This window comes from Providencia huaxiensis, assembly GCF_002843235.3.
In the GTDB taxonomy this organism is placed as follows: Bacteria; Pseudomonadota; Gammaproteobacteria; order Enterobacterales; family Enterobacteriaceae; genus Providencia; species Providencia huaxiensis.
On sequence record NZ_CP031123.2, the window covers coordinates 3569410 to 3589533 of the forward strand.

Annotated in this window: 12 protein-coding genes, 6 tRNA genes and 4 rRNA genes; 3 read left to right on the forward strand and 19 right to left on the reverse strand. The window is 43.3% G+C overall.

Annotated features, from left to right (window positions below; all coding sequences use genetic code 11):
* Positions 1 to 315: 315 nt before the first annotated feature.
* The 7 genes from bfr to CYG50_RS18255 form a co-directional block, all read right to left on the reverse strand.
* Positions 316 to 789 (reverse strand): bacterioferritin, encoded by a 474-nt coding sequence (gene bfr / locus CYG50_RS18225; protein ID WP_102140604.1) that lies wholly within the window; start codon positions 787 to 789, stop codon positions 316 to 318.
* Between the two features lie 142 nt (positions 790 to 931).
* Complete coding sequence (bfd, locus tag CYG50_RS18230; RefSeq protein WP_004265412.1) at positions 932 to 1132, reverse strand: bacterioferritin-associated ferredoxin; 201 nt, start codon at positions 1130 to 1132, stop codon at positions 932 to 934.
* A 275-nt stretch (positions 1133 to 1407) separates the two neighbouring features.
* A complete protein-coding gene (gene tuf, locus CYG50_RS18235; RefSeq protein ID WP_116068795.1) occupies positions 1408 to 2592 on the reverse strand; it encodes an elongation factor Tu in 1185 nt (394 codons plus the stop codon).
* Positions 2593 to 2711: 119 nt separating this feature from the next.
* Positions 2712 to 2787: transfer RNA gene (locus tag CYG50_RS18240), tRNA-Thr, on the reverse strand.
* A gap of 6 nt (positions 2788 to 2793) precedes the next feature.
* Positions 2794 to 2868, reverse strand: a tRNA-Gly gene (locus tag CYG50_RS18245).
* Between the two features lie 75 nt (positions 2869 to 2943).
* A tRNA-Tyr gene (locus CYG50_RS18250) sits at positions 2944 to 3028 on the reverse strand.
* Between the two features lie 15 nt (positions 3029 to 3043).
* Positions 3044 to 3119, reverse strand: a tRNA-Thr gene (locus CYG50_RS18255).
* Positions 3120 to 3545: 426 nt separating this feature from the next.
* Here CYG50_RS18255 and coaA point away from each other — a divergent pair.
* Entirely contained in the window at positions 3546 to 4496 is a 951-nt protein-coding gene (gene coaA, locus CYG50_RS18265; protein ID WP_102140753.1) for a type I pantothenate kinase, read from the forward strand.
* A gap of 42 nt (positions 4497 to 4538) precedes the next feature.
* Here coaA and birA read toward each other — a convergent pair whose 3' ends face one another.
* From birA to btuB, 10 genes are all read right to left on the reverse strand, one after another.
* Entirely contained in the window at positions 4539 to 5510 is a 972-nt protein-coding gene (gene birA, locus CYG50_RS18270; protein ID WP_102140754.1) for a bifunctional biotin--[acetyl-CoA-carboxylase] ligase/biotin operon repressor BirA, read from the reverse strand.
* Positions 5507 to 6541 (reverse strand): UDP-N-acetylmuramate dehydrogenase, encoded by a 1035-nt coding sequence (gene murB / locus CYG50_RS18275; protein ID WP_102140755.1) that lies wholly within the window; start codon positions 6539 to 6541, stop codon positions 5507 to 5509. Before murB ends, birA begins: the two co-directional genes overlap by 4 nt.
* A 155-nt stretch (positions 6542 to 6696) precedes the next feature.
* A 5S ribosomal RNA gene (rrf, locus tag CYG50_RS18280) occupies positions 6697 to 6812 on the reverse strand.
* Between the two features lie 26 nt (positions 6813 to 6838).
* Positions 6839 to 6914: transfer RNA gene (locus CYG50_RS18285), tRNA-Thr, on the reverse strand.
* Between the two features lie 45 nt (positions 6915 to 6959).
* Positions 6960 to 7075: ribosomal RNA gene (gene rrf, locus CYG50_RS18290) — 5S ribosomal RNA — on the reverse strand.
* Between the two features lie 143 nt (positions 7076 to 7218).
* Positions 7219 to 10302: ribosomal RNA gene (locus CYG50_RS18295) — 23S ribosomal RNA — on the reverse strand.
* Between the two features lie 336 nt (positions 10303 to 10638).
* Positions 10639 to 10714: transfer RNA gene (locus CYG50_RS18300), tRNA-Glu, on the reverse strand.
* A 177-nt stretch (positions 10715 to 10891) separates the two neighbouring features.
* Positions 10892 to 12431, reverse strand: a 16S ribosomal RNA gene (locus CYG50_RS18305).
* Together the 16S, 23S and 5S rRNA genes with 2 tRNA genes alongside form the textbook arrangement of a ribosomal RNA operon.
* A gap of 443 nt (positions 12432 to 12874) precedes the next feature.
* On the reverse strand, positions 12875 to 13738 hold the full coding sequence (murI, locus tag CYG50_RS18310; protein WP_102140393.1) for a glutamate racemase: 864 nt from the start codon (positions 13736 to 13738) through the stop codon (positions 12875 to 12877).
* Positions 13683 to 15551, reverse strand: coding sequence for a TonB-dependent vitamin B12 receptor BtuB (gene btuB, locus CYG50_RS18315; protein ID WP_102140394.1), 1869 nt, complete (start codon positions 15549 to 15551; stop codon positions 13683 to 13685). Before btuB ends, murI begins: the two co-directional genes overlap by 56 nt.
* Positions 15552 to 16032: 481 nt before the next feature.
* On the opposite strand from btuB, the gene trmA reads away from it, so the two are divergent.
* A complete protein-coding gene (trmA, locus tag CYG50_RS18320) occupies positions 16033 to 17130 on the forward strand; it encodes a tRNA (uridine(54)-C5)-methyltransferase TrmA (RefSeq protein ID WP_102140395.1) in 1098 nt (365 codons plus the stop codon).
* Between the two features lie 68 nt (positions 17131 to 17198).
* Here the strand turns inward: trmA and CYG50_RS18325 are convergent, their stop codons facing one another.
* Together CYG50_RS18325 and fabR are read right to left on the reverse strand one after the other, a co-directional pair.
* On the reverse strand, positions 17199 to 17588 hold the full coding sequence (locus CYG50_RS18325) for a YijD family membrane protein (protein WP_102140396.1): 390 nt from the start codon (positions 17586 to 17588) through the stop codon (positions 17199 to 17201).
* Positions 17589 to 17600: 12 nt separating this feature from the next.
* A complete protein-coding gene (fabR, locus tag CYG50_RS18330) occupies positions 17601 to 18257 on the reverse strand; it encodes an HTH-type transcriptional repressor FabR (protein ID WP_004265350.1) in 657 nt (218 codons plus the stop codon).
* 462 nt (positions 18258 to 18719) lie between these two features.
* Here fabR and sthA point away from each other — a divergent pair, with 462 nt between their 5' ends.
* The gene (gene sthA, locus CYG50_RS18335) at positions 18720 to 20117 is read left to right on the forward strand and encodes a Si-specific NAD(P)(+) transhydrogenase (protein ID WP_102140397.1); all 1398 of its coding nucleotides are present in this window, start codon (positions 18720 to 18722) and stop codon (positions 20115 to 20117) included.
* The last annotated feature ends 7 nt before the right edge of the window (positions 20118 to 20124 follow it).

Consider the following 20124-nt stretch of genomic DNA (forward strand, 5'->3'; position numbering starts at 1 on the left):
TGATTACTCCTCGTACCCATTTCGATTGATGGGAGAGTGTAATCGTTCTTGATGTAACTTCCAAATCGGAAGTATTGTCTAAATGAGCAACAAATCGTTGACTCAATACTGATATTTCAGTCCTAAAATATAGGGCTTACTCATCAGTAAGCCCGCGCATTATACGTAAATTATAGGGAAACACAAGTAATCGAGGAAAATATGTGCGTTTTTTTTGAAGAGAATTATCGAAAAGCCCCCTCAATCTTGAAAAGAGAGATAACTGGGGGGCTTTTTATACAAATTTACTTAGTTAATGACCGTAGGAATACTATGTTATTCTTCTTTAACCTGCGCTTGTAGGTAATTTTGGAGCCCCAAACGGCTAATTAGCCCCAATTGGGTTTCTATCCAATCAATATGGTTTTCTTCATCAGCTAAAATTTCAATCATCAGATCTCGACTGACATAATCATGAACCGAGTCCGCATATTTAATAGCTTCTTTTAGATTCTTTGCTCCATCGATTTCAAGCTGCAAATCTGATTTCAACATCTCTTCAACATCTTCACCGATATTTAACTTACCAAGGTCTTGTAAGTTAGGAATACCGTCGAGAAACAAAATTCGCTCTATATATTTATCTGCGTGTTTCATTTCATCGATTGATTCGTGATATTCCATCTCATTGAGGCGGGTAAGTCCCCAATTTTTAAACATACGTGCATGCAAAAAATATTGGTTGATTGCAACTAGCTCATTGCCCAGTAGTTTATTTAGGTGGGCTATCATTTTTTTATCACCTTTCATTTCTACCTCCATCGCTTCCAGTCTTTTAAGTGTAGTACTGAAATTGATGTTAGTATAATTTTCACTCAATGCATTTAAACAAAAATATTGTTAAACAAAAGATGGTAGGTTTCGAGGGAATAAATTTGAATGGTATTAAAGACTATGCAACCTCAGTGGCACACGCATCCTCAAAAATCATTTGTTCTTCATATAAAATTGCCTTTGTTTGTCTAATACACTTTCCACATTCTAAGCCTACAGGCAAAATTTGCCGTAGGCCCTTCAACGAGGTCACTTGATATTTTCTTGCGGCATTTCTGATCTGTTTATCAGTAATGGCTTCACAAAGGCAGATGTACATGATGCTTACCTGTATAAATCACATACAGATAGTTTAAATAAAAATGATTTGCATTTCAATTATCATTACCAGTGATTTACAAAGACCCTTAATTAGTAATAAGTCTGTTTTCAAGTAATTTAAATTAAAAGAAGAAGTTACTTACGATATGAACAATTCAACATATAAAACAATGCCACCCGATAATGGTGTTATATAGGCTAAATTTTTCTCACAGAAAATAAAAAGGGCACCTTATTTAGGTACCCTTCTTTAAAGCTAAATGAAGCTATGTATTATGCAATAATTTTTGCAACAACACCCGCACCTACAGTACGGCCACCTTCACGGATTGCGAAACGTAAACCGTCGTCCATCGCGATTGGGTGGATCAGGGTAACGATCATGTTGATGTTATCACCTGGCATTACCATCTCTACGCCTTCTGGCAGTTCGATAGTACCTGTTACGTCAGTTGTACGGAAGTAGAACTGTGGACGGTAACCTTTGAAGAATGGAGTGTGACGACCACCTTCATCTTTGCTCAGAATATAGACTTCTGATTCGAATTTAGTGTGTGGCTTGATTGAACCTGGTTTTGCCAGTACTTGACCACGTTGAATTTCTTCACGTTTAGTACCACGCAGCAGAACACCAACGTTCTCACCCGCACGACCTTCGTCCAGCAGTTTACGGAACATTTCAACGCCAGTACAAGTTGTTTTAACCGTGTCTTGGATACCAACGATTTCAACTTCTTCACCAACTTTGATGATACCACGCTCAACACGGCCTGTTACTACTGTACCACGACCAGAGATTGAGAATACGTCTTCGATTGGCAGCAGGAATGGTTTGTCAATTGCACGCTCTGGTTCTGGGATGTAAGAATCCAAGTGACCTGCTAATTCAACAATTTTCGCTTCCCACTCTGGGTTGCCTTCCAGCGCTTTCAGAGCTGAACCACGGACAACTGGAGTGTCGTCGCCTGGGAAATCGTATTGAGACAGAAGTTCACGAACTTCCATTTCAACTAATTCTAACAGTTCTTCGTCGTCTACCATGTCACATTTGTTCAGGAAAACGATGATGTAAGGAACACCTACTTGGCGGCCTAACAGGATGTGCTCACGAGTTTGTGGCATTGGGCCATCAGTCGCAGCAACAACCAGGATTGCACCGTCCATCTGAGCAGCACCAGTGATCATGTTTTTAACATAGTCGGCGTGTCCTGGGCAGTCTACGTGTGCGTAGTGGCGAGTTGGAGTATCGTATTCTACGTGTGAAGTAGAGATGGTGATACCACGCGCTTTTTCTTCTGGTGCGTTATCGATTTGGTCGAATGCACGAGCAGAACCGCCGTAAGTTTTAGCCAGAACAGTAGTGATAGCTGCTGTCAGAGTAGTTTTACCGTGGTCAACGTGGCCGATAGTACCAACGTTAACGTGCGGTTTTGAACGTTCAAATTTTTCTTTAGACATTAGATTGTCCCTCTAAGACACGGAATCGGTGGTTAAACCACATCAACCAAGCAAGAATTTATTTTCGCTTGTTTTTTTCAGGAGACAAATCAGGGAGATAATTGAGAACATGAAGGAAGTGGTGCTGATAGGCAGATTCGAACTGCCGACCTCACCCTTACCAAGGGTGTGCTCTACCAACTGAGCCATATCAGCACATCTTGGAGCGGGCAGCGGGAATCGAACCCGCATCATCAGCTTGGAAGGCTGAGGTAATAGCCATTATACGATGCCCGCAATGAACTCGGCTACCTGAGTTATCAGCTGTTAAACTGTTCCTCAAAATTTTCATTGAAGAAAATTTCTTGGAGATGGTGGTGGGAGAAGGATTCGAACCTTCGAAGTCTGTGACGGCAGATTTACAGTCTGCTCCCTTTGGCCGCTTGGGTATCCCACCTATCCAAATTTTTAATGGTGCCGGCACCAAGAGTCGAACTCGGGACCTACTGATTACAAGTCAGTTGCTCTACCAACTGAGCTATGCCGGCATCAAGTGCTGCGCATTCTAGGTAGAGTCGGCGCAGGTTGCAACAAAAAAATTAACTTTTTTGTTTGTTCGCTCACATTTTGTTCGCTTTTTGCATTTTTGTTGATTTTTTAACTATTTTAAGCTTAAAACATCAACAACAGCTGTTAACTATAGTCCATTACCATTTAGTCAGTAAAGGGAGAAAAAGACTTAAAATTTTTAAAATTATTATTTTTTATTCGATATCATAATTTTACCCTTTCATTTTTAGGTGTTTTTTTCGTCACTCAGTATCATTTTTTCTGCGTATATCAAAAAAAACTCATAAAAAATAGAAAAAAACCTACGCCTACCCACTTTCACTCGCTATGATGCTAGCAAATTTTATGGATACGGGTGTTTAGGCAACCTGTCCAACCTGCACAAAATAGGCAGATGTTGGTTTATGAAAAAGAAAGAAAATTTTATTACTACGCCATACTTAGAGTTTGATAGAGAACACTGGGCAACTTTACGTGATTCAGTTCCACTTACATTAACATCGAGCGAACTCCTAGAGTTAAAAGGGATTAACGAAGAGCTCTCTATGGAAGATGTTATAGAGATTTATCTACCTTTATCGCGTTTATTGAATTTTTATATCAGTTCAAACTTACGTCGTCAGGCTGTCTTAGAGCAGTTTCTTGGAACTAATGGCGCAAAAGTGCCTTATATTATTGGTATAGCGGGTAGCGTAGCTGTTGGTAAAAGTACAACGGCACGTTTGCTACAAGCACTACTCACTCGTTGGCCAGAACACCGTAAAGTTGACTTAATTACGACTGATGGTTTTTTACATCCTAATCAAGTATTGAAAGATAGGAATATCATGAAGAAAAAAGGGTTTCCGCAGTCTTATGATATGCGAAAACTTGTCAACTTCGTGTCCCAAATAAAATCAGGTGCACGTAACGTTAAAGCACCAGTTTATTCACATTTAACGTATGATATCGTTCCTGACCAGGAACAAATCATTGATCAACCTGATATTTTAATACTTGAAGGGCTGAATGTCTTACAAAGTGATATGGATTACCCACAAGATCCTCATCATGTCTTTGTATCTGACTTTGTTGATTTTTCTATTTATGTTGATGCTGCACCTGAATTATTAAAACAGTGGTATATCGGCCGGTTTCTTAAATTTAGGCAAGGTGCATTCTCAGATCCTGATTCTTATTTCCATAATTATTCTAAACTAAGGGAAGAAGAAGCAATTAATATTGCAGGCTCTATCTGGGATGAAATTAACGGATTAAATCTTGAAGAAAATATATTACCAACAAAGGAAAGAGCAAGTTTAATTATGACTAAAGGTGAAAACCATTCTATTCAGAGTGTTAGACTAAGAAAGTAATTATTTATATTGGCCGGCTTATTGCCGGCCAATAATATATAATCAATTAGGCCGCAATGATATTTCACCACCTATATACGGTATTATTTCATCATTATCTTTTTGTAATAACAAAGCACCTTGATCATTAATACCACGTTCAACACCCGTTATTATATCATTACCTATCAATAGCTTAACAGGTCTATTAAGAAAGTTGTCTAATTTAAACCACCGTTCTAAAAATGGTTTCAGCCCTTCTCGCTCAAATATAACCAAGGATTTTCTTAATGACTTAATAATATTTGCAGATAATTCATTACGCTCTATATTCTCAACTTCATCTCTTAGTGATGACCATTCTTGTGTTATTGTATTAGCGTTTTCAATATTGTTTTTATTCATACCAATATTAATTCCAATCCCAATAATAATGTGAGCGGCATCTCCTGTTTTACCTGTTAATTCAACTAGAATTCCGGCAAGTTTTTTATCATTCATATATAAATCATTAGGCCATTTTACTTTTACTTTATCTTGGCTTATTTTGTTCAATGCTTCCGCAATGACGATACCGACAACAAGGCTTAGTCCTACTGCAGCGGCAGGGCCTTGATCTAATTTCCAATACATAGAAAGGTAGAGATTACAGCCAAATGGTGAAATCCACTGGCGCCCTCTTCTACCACGCCCAGCACTTTGATATTCGGCTAAGCAAGTATCCCCTGACTTCAGGCTATTAATACGCTCTAACATGTATTGATTCGTTGAATCAATAACTGGCTCAACAATAATATTCACGCCATCAACTTGTTTTTTAATAGCTTCTTTGCTTAATAAATTGATTTGATATGGTAGCTTATAGCCTTTGCCAGCTATTGTTTCTATGTTTAGTCCCCAAGAGCGCAATGTTTTGATATGTTTATTAATTGCAGATCTTGTCATTCCTAATTGTTCACCGAGTTGCTCCCCCGAATGGACCTGAGCATCAGCTAAGATATCAATTAGCTGTAAAGGAATATTAGTTTCTTTCATCGAATATAATCCATTGCATTAACTTCACCCCTTCTGCCTATAAACCTGACTTCTGGCTCTAAGATAATATCAAAACGCTTTGCTACCGTTTGACTCACATATTTCGCCAAGTTAGCAATATCTTGCCCTGTTGCGTGGTGCTTATTAATTAGCACCAACGCCTGTTGGGTGTGAACGGCAGCACCACCGATTTGATGACCTTTTAAACCACACTGGTCAATTAGCCAGCCTGCGGCTAATTTAATACTGCCATCAGCTTGTTCATATTGGGGACAATTAGGATAAGCTATTTTTATGGCCTGTGCCTTTTCTGCCGAAATAACGGGATTCTTAAAGAAACTCCCCGCATTGCCTGTTACTGTTGGGTCAGGTAATTTACTTCTACGTGTTTGGCATACAGAGTTGAATACTTGTTCTGGCGTTACTGTATTGGGGTCAAGTTGAGCAAGGTCACCATACATAAGCTTAGGTGCCCATTCTTTAGCAAGTTTTAACCCAACACTGATAATGACATGGCCATATTGATATTCATGCTTAAAAATACTATCACGATAGCCAAACTGGCACTCAGCAGCGGTTAGCCGAGCTACTTTACCTGTTTCTAGAGAAAGTACATCAACATACTCACATATATCTTTCAGCTCTATACCATAAGCTCCAATATTTTGAATAGGAGCAGAGCCAACACAACCCGGGATCAACGCTAAATTTTCTGCACCAAAAACACCTTTACTCAATAATGTTTCAAGTAATTGATGCCAATTTTCACCTGCTTGGGCATGAATATACCAATAGCTGTTATCTTCTGTTATTTTTATACCCTTCAGCTGATTGATAATTACCACACCTTCAAAGTCTGCAACAAATAGAACATTGCTTCCTCCCCCTAATAATAATACGGGAAGTTGCTGATTTTTAGCCTCGGCCCATTGTTGGAGTAAAGATTCTTGATTATCCACAAAAACAATTGATAATGCTTTTGCTTGAATGCCAAAGCTATTAAATGATTTAAGTTCAGACATTAGGTTCATTACAGCCTTCAGTACAAATAAAACTAGGATAGGATAAGTCTATCAGGCTGGATTAAGAGTGAATAGCAAGATTAGGAAAATAAGATAATTAGTAAAAATTATTCTATTCGTAGAATGAAAAAAGCCACCCAATGGGTGGCTTCTTTGTATTTAAAACCTAGCAGTTCCCTACTCTCACATGGGGAGACCCCACACTACCATCGGCGCTACGGCGTTTCACTACTGAGTTCGGCATGGGGTCAGGTGGGACCACCGCGCTATTGCCGCTAGGTAAATTCTTTTTAAATGCCGATTATGTGGTGCTGATACCCAGATTCGAACTGGGGACCTCACCCTTACCAAGGGTGTGCTCTACCAACTGAGCCATATCAGCAATATGGTGCGGTCAGTCAGTACTGACACAACCTTAAAATTTAATGTCTGGCAGTTCCCTACTCTCACATGGGGAGACCCCACACTACCATCGGCGCTACGGCGTTTCACTGCTGAGTTCGGCATGGGGTCAGGTGGGACCACCGCGCTATTGCCGCCAGACAAATTCTATTTGTTCCCGTTTAATGTCACTTTCGTGCACTAAACCAGAACATCAATCTCAAACAAGCTGTGTGTCCTTCGCCTCTCGGCTTCTCACTTTTATTGAATCAACTTTAATCTCTCTAAAACACCTTCGGTGTTGTCAGGTTAAGCCTCACGGTTCATTAGTATTGGTTAGCTCAACATATCGCTATGCTTACACACCCAACCTATCAACGTCTTAGTCTTAAACGTTCCTTTAGGACCCTTAAAGGGTCAGGGAAGACTCATCTCAAGGCAAGTTTCCCGCTTAGATGCTTTCAGCGGTTATCTCTTCCGCACTTAGCTACCGGGCAATGCCATTGGCATGACAACCCGAACACCAGTGGTGCGTCCACTCCGGTCCTCTCGTACTAGGAGCAGCCCCTTTCAATCTTCCAACGCCCACGGCAGATAGGGACCGAACTGTCTCACGACGTTCTAAACCCAGCTCGCGTACCACTTTAAACGGCGAACAGCCGTACCCTTGGGACCTACTTCAGCCCCAGGATGTGATGAGCCGACATCGAGGTGCCAAACACCGCCGTCGATATGAACTCTTGGGCGGTATCAGCCTGTTATCCCCGGAGTACCTTTTATCCGTTGAGCGATGGCCCTTCCATTCAGAACCACCGGATCACTAAGACCTACTTTCGTACCTGCTCGAGCCGTCACTCTCGCAGTCAAGCTGGCTTATGCCTTTGCACTAACCGCATGATGTCCGACCATGCTTAGCCAACCTTCGTGCTCCTCCGTTACTCTTTGGGAGGAGACCGCCCCAGTCAAACTACCCACCAGACACTGTCCGCACCCCAGATAATGGGGCAACGTTAGAACATCAAACATTAAAGGGTGGTATTTCAAGGTTGGCTCCACGCAGACTGGCGTCCACGCTTCGAAGCCTCCCACCTATCCTACACATCAAGGCTCAATGTTCAGTGTCAAGCTATAGTAAAGGTTCACGGGGTCTTTCCGTCTTGCCGCGGGTACACTGCATCTTCACAGCGAGTTCAATTTCACTGAGTCTCGGGTGGAGACAGCCTGGCCATCATTACGCCATTCGTGCAGGTCGGAACTTACCCGACAAGGAATTTCGCTACCTTAGGACCGTTATAGTTACGGCCGCCGTTTACTGGGGCTTCGATCAAGAGCTTCTCCTTACGGATAACCCCATCAATTAACCTTCCAGCACCGGGCAGGCGTCACACCGTATACGTCCACTTTCGTGTTTGCACAGTGCTGTGTTTTTAATAAACAGTTGCAGCCAGCTGGTATCTGCGACTGGCTTCAGCTCCATCCGCGAGGGACTTCACCTAGCGCCAGCGTGCCTTCTCCCGAAGTTACGGCACCATTTTGCCTAGTTCCTTCACCCGAGTTCTCTCAAGCGCCTGAGTATTCTCTACCTGACCACCTGTGTCGGTTTGGGGTACGATTAATGATAATCTAGAGCTTAGAGGCTTTTCCTGGAAGCGGGGCATGAGCTACTTCATCACCGTAGTGACTCGTCATCGAACCTCAGCATGTAGTGAACCGGATTTGCCTAATTCACCTGCCTACATTCTTAAACCGGGACAACCGTCGCCCGGATAGCCTAGCCTTCTCCGTCCCCCCATCGCAATTATCACCAGTACGGGAATATTAACCCGTTTCCCATCGACTACGCATTTCTGCCTCGCCTTAGGGGTCGACTCACCCTGCCCCGATTAACGTTGGACAGGAACCCTTGGTCTTCCGGCGTGCGGGTTTTTCACCCGCATTATCGTTACTTATGTCAGCATTCGCACTTCTGATACCTCCAGCATACCTCACAGTACACCTTCACAGGCTTACAGAACGCTCCCCTACCCAACAATATCTAAATATCGCTGCCGCAGCTTCGGTGCATAGTTTAGCCCCGTTACATCTTCCGCGCAGGCCGACTCGACCAGTGAGCTATTACGCTTTCTTTAAATGATGGCTGCTTCTAAGCCAACATCCTGGCTGTCTGAGCCTTCCCACTTCGTTTCCCACTTAACTATGACTTTGGGACCTTAGCTGGCGGTCTGGGTTGTTTCCCTCTTCACGACGAACGTTAGCACCCGCCGTGTGTCTCCCGTGATAACATTCTTCGGTATTCGTAGTTTGCATCGAGTTGGTAAGTCGGGATGACCCCCTAGTCGAAACAGTGCTCTACCCCCGAAGATGAGTTCACGAGGCGCTACCTAAATAGCTTTCGGGGAGAACCAGCTATCTCCCGGTTTGATTGGCCTTTCACCCCCAGCCACAAGTCATCCGCTAATTTTTCAACATTAGTCGGTTCGGTCCTCCAGTTAGTGTTACCCAACCTTCAACCTGCCCATGGCTAGATCACCGGGTTTCGGGTCTATACCCTGCAACTCATTCGCCCAGTTAAGACTCGGTTTCCCTACGGCTCCCCTATACGGTTAACCTTGCTACAGAATATAAGTCGCTGACCCATTATACAAAAGGTACGCAGTCACCCCATCCTCAAATGTCCCGCTTGTCTTTGCGGCCAATCTTGCCCGATTTTTTAACTTCCGCTGCTCATGGACTTCGATGTCCACTGCGCTGCGGCTTGAAAAAATCAGCCAATCTTGTTGGCAAATCCTGCGCTGTTATTGTGATGGTTTTACACCCTCACTCAATTGCCGAGGCACTTGAGTGATGGGGCTCCCACTGCTTGTACGTACACGGTTTCAGGTTCTATTTCACTCCCCTCGCCGGGGTTCTTTTCGCCTTTCCCTCACGGTACTGGTTCACTATCGGTCAATCAGGAGTATTTAGCCTTGGAGGATGGTCCCCCCATATTCAGACAGGATAACACGTGTCCCGCCCTACTCGTCGAGTTCACAACACTAACACCTTCGGATACGGGGCTATCACCCTTTACTGCCGGACTTTCCAGACCGTTCTCCTGATGCTAATGCTGATTAAGACTCTGGGCTGCTCCCCGTTCGCTCGCCGCTACTAGGGGAATCTCGGTTGATTTCTTTTCCTCGGGGTACTGAGATGTTTCAGTTCCCCCGGTTCGCTTCGTTTGACTATGTATTCATCAAACGATAGTGCAACGAATTGCACTGGGTTTCCCCATTCGGAAATCGTCGGTTGTAACGGTTCATATCACCTTACCGACGCTTATCGCAGATTAGCACGTCCTTCATCGCCTCTGATTGCCTAGGCATCCACCGTGTACGCTTAGTCGCTTAACCTCACAACCCGAAGGTGTCTTCTGACAACGAGTGACTGCACATCATGATTTCTTCGTTGGGCAGTGCGCGCAATGCTCACGTACTTATGTACGCTGCGCTTGCTGTGCGCTGGCCGCCTCGAACTCATGTCGTTCGTCGACTCGATGCTTCAGAGAAGCACATTCAAGTTGAGATTTTTGAGAGACTCTCACATTGTTTAAGCGATAAACAATGTGCGTTGTTTTCAATTTTCAGCTTGTTCCAGATTGTTAAAGAGCATAATTGTTAAACCAACTATCGAAATAATTGGCTTAATCATTATTGGGGACATCGTCTTTCACTCGATATCGGCGCAATTGGCGTCCCCTAGGGGATTCGAACCCCTGTTACCGCCGTGAAAGGGCGGTGTCCTAGGCCTCTAGACGAAGGGGACACGAAACTTGTTTAGCAAATCACTGATTTGCTCGTTTCGTGTAAGGCGACATTCCTCATTGGAATGGAGCGGCTGTGTTAAAATTCTACATCAGCGCAAAAAGCCTCCCACGTGAACCTATTGCTCTACTTTCTATCAGACAATCTGTGTGAGCACTTCACAAAAACACTTCAATGGTAAGGAGGTGATCCAACCGCAGGTTCCCCTACGGTTACCTTGTTACGACTTCACCCCAGTCATGAATCACAAAGTGGTAAGCGCCCTCCCGAAGGTTAAGCTACCTACTTCTTTTGCAACCCACTCCCATGGTGTGACGGGCGGTGTGTACAAGGCCCGGGAACGTATTCACCGTAGCATTCTGATCTACGATTACTAGCGATTCCGACTTCATGGAGTCGAGTTGCAGACTCCAATCCGGACTACGACGTACTTTATGAGTTCCGCTTGCTCTCGCGAGGTCGCTTCTCTTTGTATACGCCATTGTAGCACGTGTGTAGCCCTACTCGTAAGGGCCATGATGACTTGACGTCATCCCCACCTTCCTCCGGTTTATCACCGGCAGTCTCCTTTGAGTTCCCGACCGAATCGCTGGCAACAAAGGATAAGGGTTGCGCTCGTTGCGGGACTTAACCCAACATTTCACAACACGAGCTGACGACAGCCATGCAGCACCTGTCTCAGAGTTCCCGAAGGCACCAAAGCATCTCTGCTAAGTTCTCTGGATGTCAAGAGTAGGTAAGGTTCTTCGCGTTGCATCGAATTAAACCACATGCTCCACCGCTTGTGCGGGCCCCCGTCAATTCATTTGAGTTTTAACCTTGCGGCCGTACTCCCCAGGCGGTCGATTTAACGCGTTAGCTCCGAAAGCCACTCCTCTAGGGAACAACCTTCAAATCGACATCGTTTACAGCGTGGACTACCAGGGTATCTAATCCTGTTTGCTCCCCACGCTTTCGCACCTGAGCGTCAGTCTTTGTCCAGGGGGCCGCCTTCGCCACCGGTATTCCTCCACATCTCTACGCATTTCACCGCTACACATGGAATTCTACCCCCCTCTACAAGACTCTAGCTGACCAGTCTTAGATGCCATTCCCAGGTTAAGCCCGGGGATTTCACATCTAACTTAATCAACCGCCTGCGTGCGCTTTACGCCCAGTAATTCCGATTAACGCTTGCACCCTCCGTATTACCGCGGCTGCTGGCACGGAGTTAGCCGGTGCTTCTTCTGTCGGTAACGTCAATCGTTGATGATATTAGCATCAACGCCTTCCTCCCGACTGAAAGTACTTTACAACCCTAGGGCCTTCTTCATACACGCGGCATGGCTGCATCAGGCTTGCGCCCATTGTGCAATATTCCCCACTGCTGCCTCCCGTAGGAGTCTGGGCCGTGTCTCAGTCCCAGTGTGGCTGATCATCCTCTCAGACCAGCTAGAGATCGTCGCCTTGGTGAGCCATTACCTCACCAACTAGCTAATCCCATATGGGTTCATCCGATAGCGCAAGGACCGAAGTTCCCCTGCTTTGCTCCTAAGAGATTATGCGGTATTAGCTACCGTTTCCAGTAGTTATCCCCCTCTATCGGGCAGATCCCCATACATTACTCACCCGTCCGCCGCTCGTCAGCGAGAAGCAAGCTTCCCCTGTTACCGCTCGACTTGCATGTGTTAGGCCTGCCGCCAGCGTTCAATCTGAGCCATGATCAAACTCTTCAATTAAAAGTAGCTTGATGCTCAAAGAATGTTACTGTCGTTTGATTTCCGAAGAAACCAAATTACCTATTAGTTCATATATATGAATTAACGTGTTAGTCACTCTTCAAGACTTAAAATCAAATATTTTTTTGATAGTGTCCTGTGAGTGCCCACACAGATTGTCTGATAAATTGTTAAAGAGCGTTGCAACCATCTTTCGATGTCGACACCTGATTTCGTGAACCGGGTCGTTGTTGCGAGGAGGCGTATATTACGTTTTCCTCCGTGAGAGTCAAGCAATTTTTTGCTTTTTCTTTTCAGAATCTCTCGCTGCCGTTTCAGTGTTCATCGCGCTTTGCGTTGTCTTGTTCCCGGTCAGTGGATGCGCATTATAGGGAGTCAGAAAAATCTGGCAACCCCTTTTTTCATATTTTTTTCCGTTCGCTCAGCTTTCCATCAAATTTGACTTAGATAGCTAGTTTTTCCAGCGTTTTGAACCCTTCTGCTTCGAGAACAGGCTGTAATCCTTTTGCGTTGTCATCCATTAATAAGCAATATGCGAAGTTTTCTTCCTCTGAATTGGCGATTTCTTCTTGATTATTAATGAGCCAGACGGTTCTTCTGGCGATTGCAGAACCTGAATCAATAAATCGAATTCCATTTGGTAGCACTTTTTCGAGTTCTTCTATTAATAGAGGAAAATGCGTGCAACCCAAAATAACGGTATCAGGCGGCTCTGGCATTCTAATCCATGGCCTGACAGTTTGAGCAACTTCATCTAGTGGTATAGTTTCCCCATGTAACTTTCTTTCTGCAAGTTGAACTAATTCCGCAGAACCGAGAGAAATCACTTTGCAGTCTGTTGCAAACCGTTCGATCAGCTCTTTGGTGTATTCGCGGTTTACAGTGCCTTTCGTCGCCAATAAACCAACTACGCCATTACGCGTTAACTTGGTTGCGGGTTTAATGGCTGGAACAACCCCAACAACTGAGAACGTAAAATGTGCTCTCAAATTAGGAAGGCTGACCGTACTTGCGGTATTACACGCAATAATCACAATAGTTAAAGGATGCTTTGCAGCAATTGCATTTACGATTTGATAGACCCTATCAATAATAAACTCTTCACTTTTTTCACCATAAGGGAAGGCTTCATTGTCGAATGCATAGATATAGTGAGCATTCGGGATCATTTTTTTGACTTCACGATAGACAGATAACCCGCCCACTCCAGAGTCGAACACTAGAATGGTCGGGCGAACAGATAGGGTGTTATCAGAAGTTGTAGCTTCCTGTAAGGAAATATTCTCTTCCAGCGGTGCGATAACCATACGCGGTCTCATAGTCTTTATCGAACATATTAGCTATTTTACCACGAATTGTGAGATGTGAAGTGATTGGATATGCAGCGGTGAGATCCCAGATGCTAACGCCGCCGACTTTAGTGCGTTGATAAGTTTCATTGGTATCATAACGACTGCCTATGTATTGGTAAGTCAACCCCATATCTACAGCAGCAATGTTCCAATCTAGCTGGTATTTGACTTGTTGTTTTGCTCTACGATTAAGCACTTTATTTGTTTTTTCATTTCTTGGGTCTAGATACTGTAACGTGAGTTGATGGCTAAATAGGCCTGTTTGTAATTCACCATTCCACTCGACTCCTTTAATCTTTGCCTTGCCAATATTGTTATAAGAACTAGTATGCGTCACTGGATCCGAAGTGAAATCAATCAGATTAGTTATCTCGTTTTCATACCCAGTTAATTGCCAAAACAATAACCCTGTTTCGCCTTCTAAACCAATTTCCCACTGCTTACTTTCTTCTGGTTTTAAATTTGGATTTCCTTTGATGTTCCAAGCAACATTATCCGTATAAAGCTGACCTAAGTTAGGGGCTTTATACGCTGTAGCATAAGAGCCGATTAACTTATATCCATCATAAAATTCCCAGCTTAAACCTGATTGCCATGTCGTGTGCCAGTTAAATTCAGAATGGTGATCTGAACGTACTGCCCCTTCCGCATTGACAGAGTCGATGAGTGCATATTGTCCTGTAAGATAAATACCTGTGTTATTGACGGTTTCTTTTTTACTTGTCATCGTATAACCACCGGGCTCAATACTTTGACGTTGATAATCAACCCCAGCACTGATATTTCCTTTTTCTAATCTATAGCTATTACCCCATTGAAAGTTGTATTGGTCTGATTCATCAATTACAGAACCGCTACCATACCGCCCATTGTAATAGTTGTAGTTGTAATCTTTCATATGGCTATAGCTCCCAAGCAAGCTTGTAGAGTACTTACCATTCGCATATTTCAACCCAGACTCATATGTTCTGCTGTATAGCTTACGAGTGTCTGCTGGTGTACCGTCATAACTCGTACGATTGTCATAACCATAAGCGCGTGCATAAGCAGAAAGAGCGGAAGAGAATTGATGCTCAACACCTAACCATAATGTTTTATTCAAAAAACCATCTTTATCGGGTTGAGGGCCCCCGCCTGTATTTCCTCTGGCTTCAACATCAAACCCTTTTGTATGAGTATAAGCTCCGGCAGCTGTTACCGTTGTATTCTCACCAATTTTTTGCTGAGTGGAACCGTTATAGTTTTGGTAGCTGTGTGAGCCAATACCTGCATTTAATGTTGTGCCATCGTTATCACGACGAGTGATAATATTCACCACACCACCAACAGCATCAGATCCATAAACCGCAGAGCGTGCGCCGCGAATATACTCAATGCGCTGTACCAGAGAAATTGGGATTTGGCTCATATCGGAAGAACCGGAAATACCTGCTTGATTCAAACGGATACCATCAATTAACACTAAAACGTGACGTGACTCTGTGCCACGTATAAATAAGGAGCTTTGTTGCCCCATTCCGCCACTTTGAGAAATATCCACTCCCGGTAAGCGCCTTAATACATCAATAATGGTATTTGACTGCCAATGGTCAATATCTTCACGAGTCACCACCGTCACTGGCGCTAATATAGAAGAAATCGGTTGTTCAAAGCGGTTAGCGGACACAACGACTTGGTCAGCTTGGTTATTTGCACTTGCCAAAGAAGAAGTAGCGCACAGTACTGCCAGCGCAGCGGCCGATAACGGCAGCGACTTTTTATTATTCATTATGATTACACTCGGAAAATCAATTCAATTAACATTCCGCGAGGTTGAATATAGATTCGCGCAGATATTCAACTAAGCGATTGGAAGTGTGGTAGGTATCGGACTTATAAGTGACAAGTTGGGCTTCTATATATGAAATAAAAACGATATATAAAATGAAAATTCGACCTGTTATATCCCCTAAATAATTCAAGTGACATGTAGGCGGCAAGCGAAGATATCCCTAGGAGCATACTGAAGTATGTGACTAGGGTAACTAAGCGATGCCAACACCCATGTAGCTTGAAGAATGACGGGGATACCTTAATTACCGTTGCGCGTCAGCTTTGGATTCACACCAAATTCCCTAAACCACAGTCTATTATCGTAAGTTGAATAGTTATAAGTGTCTACGGATGGATAATGAAAACTGGACATCTTCGCCGCTTTCCCTACAATTTCGCTCCTGATACGAATTTATTACTGTTTTATGGAGCCAAACATGCCAAACACCTTGCACACTGAAGACTACGGACAACAGCTCGTAGAAAAAACGGATCGTTTAAAGGCGATGATGGCTCCTTTTAACGCCCCAGAACCTGAAATATTTTCATCTCCAACATCCCATTATCGGATGCGTGCTGAATTTCGCATTTGGCATGAAGGTGATGACCTGTTTCATATTATGTTCAATAAAGAAACAAAAGAGCGTATTCGTATTGATCAGTTCCCTGTCGCAAGTCAGCTTATTAATGACATGATGGCAGCATTATTGCCTCTCATTAAGCAAAATGAATTACTGCGCCATAAATTATTTCAAATTGACTATTTATCAACACTAAGTAATAAGCTAATTGTTTCGCTGCTTTACCATAAAAAACTGGGTGAAGAGTGGGAGACAGAAGCAAAAGCGTTAAAAGCTGTTTTAGTTGAGCAAGGCTTTGATGTGCAGTTGATTGGCCGTGCCTCAAAAACCAAAATCATGTTAGATAATGATTATGTTGATGAAGTCTTACCTGTGATGGGTAAAAAAATGGTTTATCGCCAAGTCGAAAATAGCTTCACGCAACCTAATGCGCAGGTCAATATCAAAATGTTGGAGTGGGCAATTGAGGCAACGCAGAATTCGACGGGTGATTTATTGGAACTGTACTGCGGAAATGGAAATTTCTCTTTAGCATTAGCGCAAAACTTCGAACGCGTATTAGCGACTGAAATTGCAAAACCTTCTGTAGCAGCAGCTCAATATAATATCGAAGCCAATAATATTGAAAATGTACAAATTATTCGTATGTCCGCAGAGGATTTTACCCAAGCTATGCAAGGTGCTCGTGAATTTAGGCGTCTGGAAGGTATTTCTTTAGCTGATTACCAATGCAATACCATTTTTGTTGACCCGCCTCGCAGTGGTTTAGATACAGAAACAGTGAAGCTAGTTCAGGGTTATGACCATATCCTATATATTTCATGTAACCCAGAAACCCTATGCGACAACTTAGTTGAGCTGACTAAAACCCATAAAATAGAGAAATTAGCCTTATTCGACCAATTCCCGTATACCCATCATATGGAAAGTGGGGTACTTCTAAGCCGCTATTAATTGACTGAAAACAAAAACGCCGCAGTGATATGAACTACGGCGTCTTATATTAGAAAAGTCGTATAAACTTAATTTTCAACTTCTTGCTCAAGTGCGAGTTCCGCTTTTTCTCTCTTACGTGCTTTCCAGCTTGAGTACATCCACAATGCAATGATGACAATAAAGGTTGCAGGGATAAAGTTAGAGCCTATTTCAGGGTTTTGAACACGTAAAATCGCGGCATAGCCAAATAACCCAATAAAAAAACTACCTGCAACAAATTTTGGCAGCCCCATCGGCATCGCTTGATGTAAATAGCGCTGGTGTAAGCAATACACCGCCAATATCAGGGTTAAAATTGGGAAAAATGAAAAGTCGACCAACGAGTTAAACAGCGTTGAAAAGGTCCCATGGGTTGCAAGGCCAATCACAAAGGCTAGCAATAGAGTGCTTCTTTCATAACTTTTTTGATCCGTCATTGATTCTCCTTATTATTTAGTGAGGTCTGGGTCAGTTTGATTTTGTTTTTCCTGTTCCCGGCGGTACCAGTAGTAGGCACCTTTCGCTATCATTCTTAACTGTAATACCAGCCGTTCTTCGAGATTTCTGCGTTTTTCTTCATCGATATCGAGCGCTTCCGCGCCTGCGCTAAAGACAATCGTGACCATAGCCTCGGCTTGCATTTCAGTAAAATGACGAGGCATACGGCTTTCAAGTTCAAGGTAATCGGCCAATTCCGCAATAAAATGTTGAATCTCCCGAGCAACTGCTGCACGAAACTCAGCAGATGTACCCGAACGCTCCCGCAATAATAACCTAAAGGCATTAGGGTTATTACCAATAAACTCCATAAAAGTTGAGACTGATGTACGGATCACACTCCCACCTTTTGCAATGCGCTGCCTTGCTTGGCGCATTAGCTGGCGTAACATCAAGCCACTTTCGTCGACCATCGTCAGCCCGAGTTCATCAACGTCCTTGAAATGACGGTAAAATGAAGTCGGTGCAATCCCAGCTTCACGTGCAACTTCCCGCAAACTGAGGCTAGTAAAGCTCCGTTCAGCGCTTAATTGGCTAAATGCGGCTTCGACGAGTGAACGCCGAGTTTTTTCTTTTTGTTTTGCTCTAACGCCAATTGTGTTGCTCACGGTGATCCTAGTTTCTTATCATGGAAGGTAAATGTAATAAGCATTACTCTTCGCCTAGCATACCTGAAATTTGCGCATCTGGTTCAGAGAAAAATCGACTCTAACGACAAATTACTCATTTTCAGAATTTCGCTTACTCACTCCGTGTTTCCCTTCACCGCTTTCTTATATATAGAAGCAATCACTTTCCCCTCTACCCTACCCGAACTGCAAAAAATAGATTCACCAAAAATGCACTCGATTTTCTGACTTTCTTTTTTTATAAAACAATTTCTCTAAGAATTTTGAATTGAGATAAGGCGGCCAAATAAGCGAGCCCCTAGGAACACGCATAAGTATGTAACTAGGGTAAGCGAGTGTAGCTAACCTGTATCAATTTGAAAGAGGGCGAGGAAATTAGGTGAAATAACCAACTAATGATAACATCTTGTTGTCATTTTGTTTTAGAGCAGGTCTTACCTCATGCAACTTACCCATTTTGATGCAATAGTCATTGGTTCCGGTCCTGGTGGTGAAGGCGCCGCCATGGGGCTGGTGAAACAAGGAAAAAACGTTGCTGTTATAGAACGTTATAATAATGTCGGCGGAGGCTGTACCCACTGGGGGACGATCCCCTCAAAAGCCCTCCGCCATGCAGTTAGCCGTATTATCGAATTCAACCAAAACCCTCTTTATAGTGATAACTCCCGTAGCTTAAGCTCCTCTTTTTCTGAAATTCTTCGTCATGCTGAAACAGTAATTAGCCAACAAACACGCATGCGCCAAGGGTTTTACGAACGTAATGGTTGCCAAATGTTCTCGGGGGAAGCCACCTTTATCGATGAGCAACATATCAGTGTTCGCTACGCGGATGGAAGTTGTGACGTTTTAAGTGCAGATAAAATCGTGATTGCCACAGGTTCTCGCCCTTACTGCCCTTCCGACGTTGATTTCAACCATTCTCGAATCTACAACAGTGACACTATCCTCAACCTGACTCACGAACCTCGCCATGTGATTATTTATGGTGCCGGTGTCATCGGTTGTGAATACGCATCTATTTTCCGTGGATTAGGGGTTAAAGTTGATTTAATCAATACCCGTGATCATCTCTTGGCCTTTCTTGACCAAGAAATGTCAGATGCCTTATCGTATCATTTTTGGAATAGTGGCGTTGTTATTCGTCATAATGAAGAATATGAAAAAATCGAAGGGGTCGAAGACGGTGTTATCGTTCACCTGAAGTCGGGTAAAAAAGTCAAAGCTGACTGTTTACTGTATGCGAACGGAAGAACCGGTAACACAGATAGCTTAGGTCTCGCTAATGTAGGAATAGAGTCTGATAGCCGCGGTTTAGTTAAAGTCAATAAAGCATATCGTACCACTAATGAACATATTTATGCTGTTGGTGATGTTATCGGCTATCCAAGTTTGGCCTCTGCGGCCTACGACCAAGGCCGAATTGCAGCCCGAGCCATTGGTGGTAGTTTAGGTAATGCACATTTAGTGGAAGATATACCAACAGGGATTTACACCATTCCTGAAATTAGTTCAGTTGGCAAAACCGAACAAGAATTGACGGCAATGAAAGTACCTTATGAAGTCGGCCGGGCACAGTTTAAACATTTAGCACGTGCACAAATCGCAGGTATGAATGTCGGTAGTTTGAAAATATTATTCCACAGAGAAACATTACAGATATTAGGCATTCACTGTTTCGGTGAGAGAGCGGCTGAAATTATCCATATCGGCCAAGCTATCATGGAACAAAAAGGTGAAGGTAATACCATTGAATATTTCGTGAATACGACGTTCAATTACCCGACGATGGCGGAAGCTTTCCGTGTTGCAGCTTTAAATGGTTTGAATCGACTATTTTAATTATTTT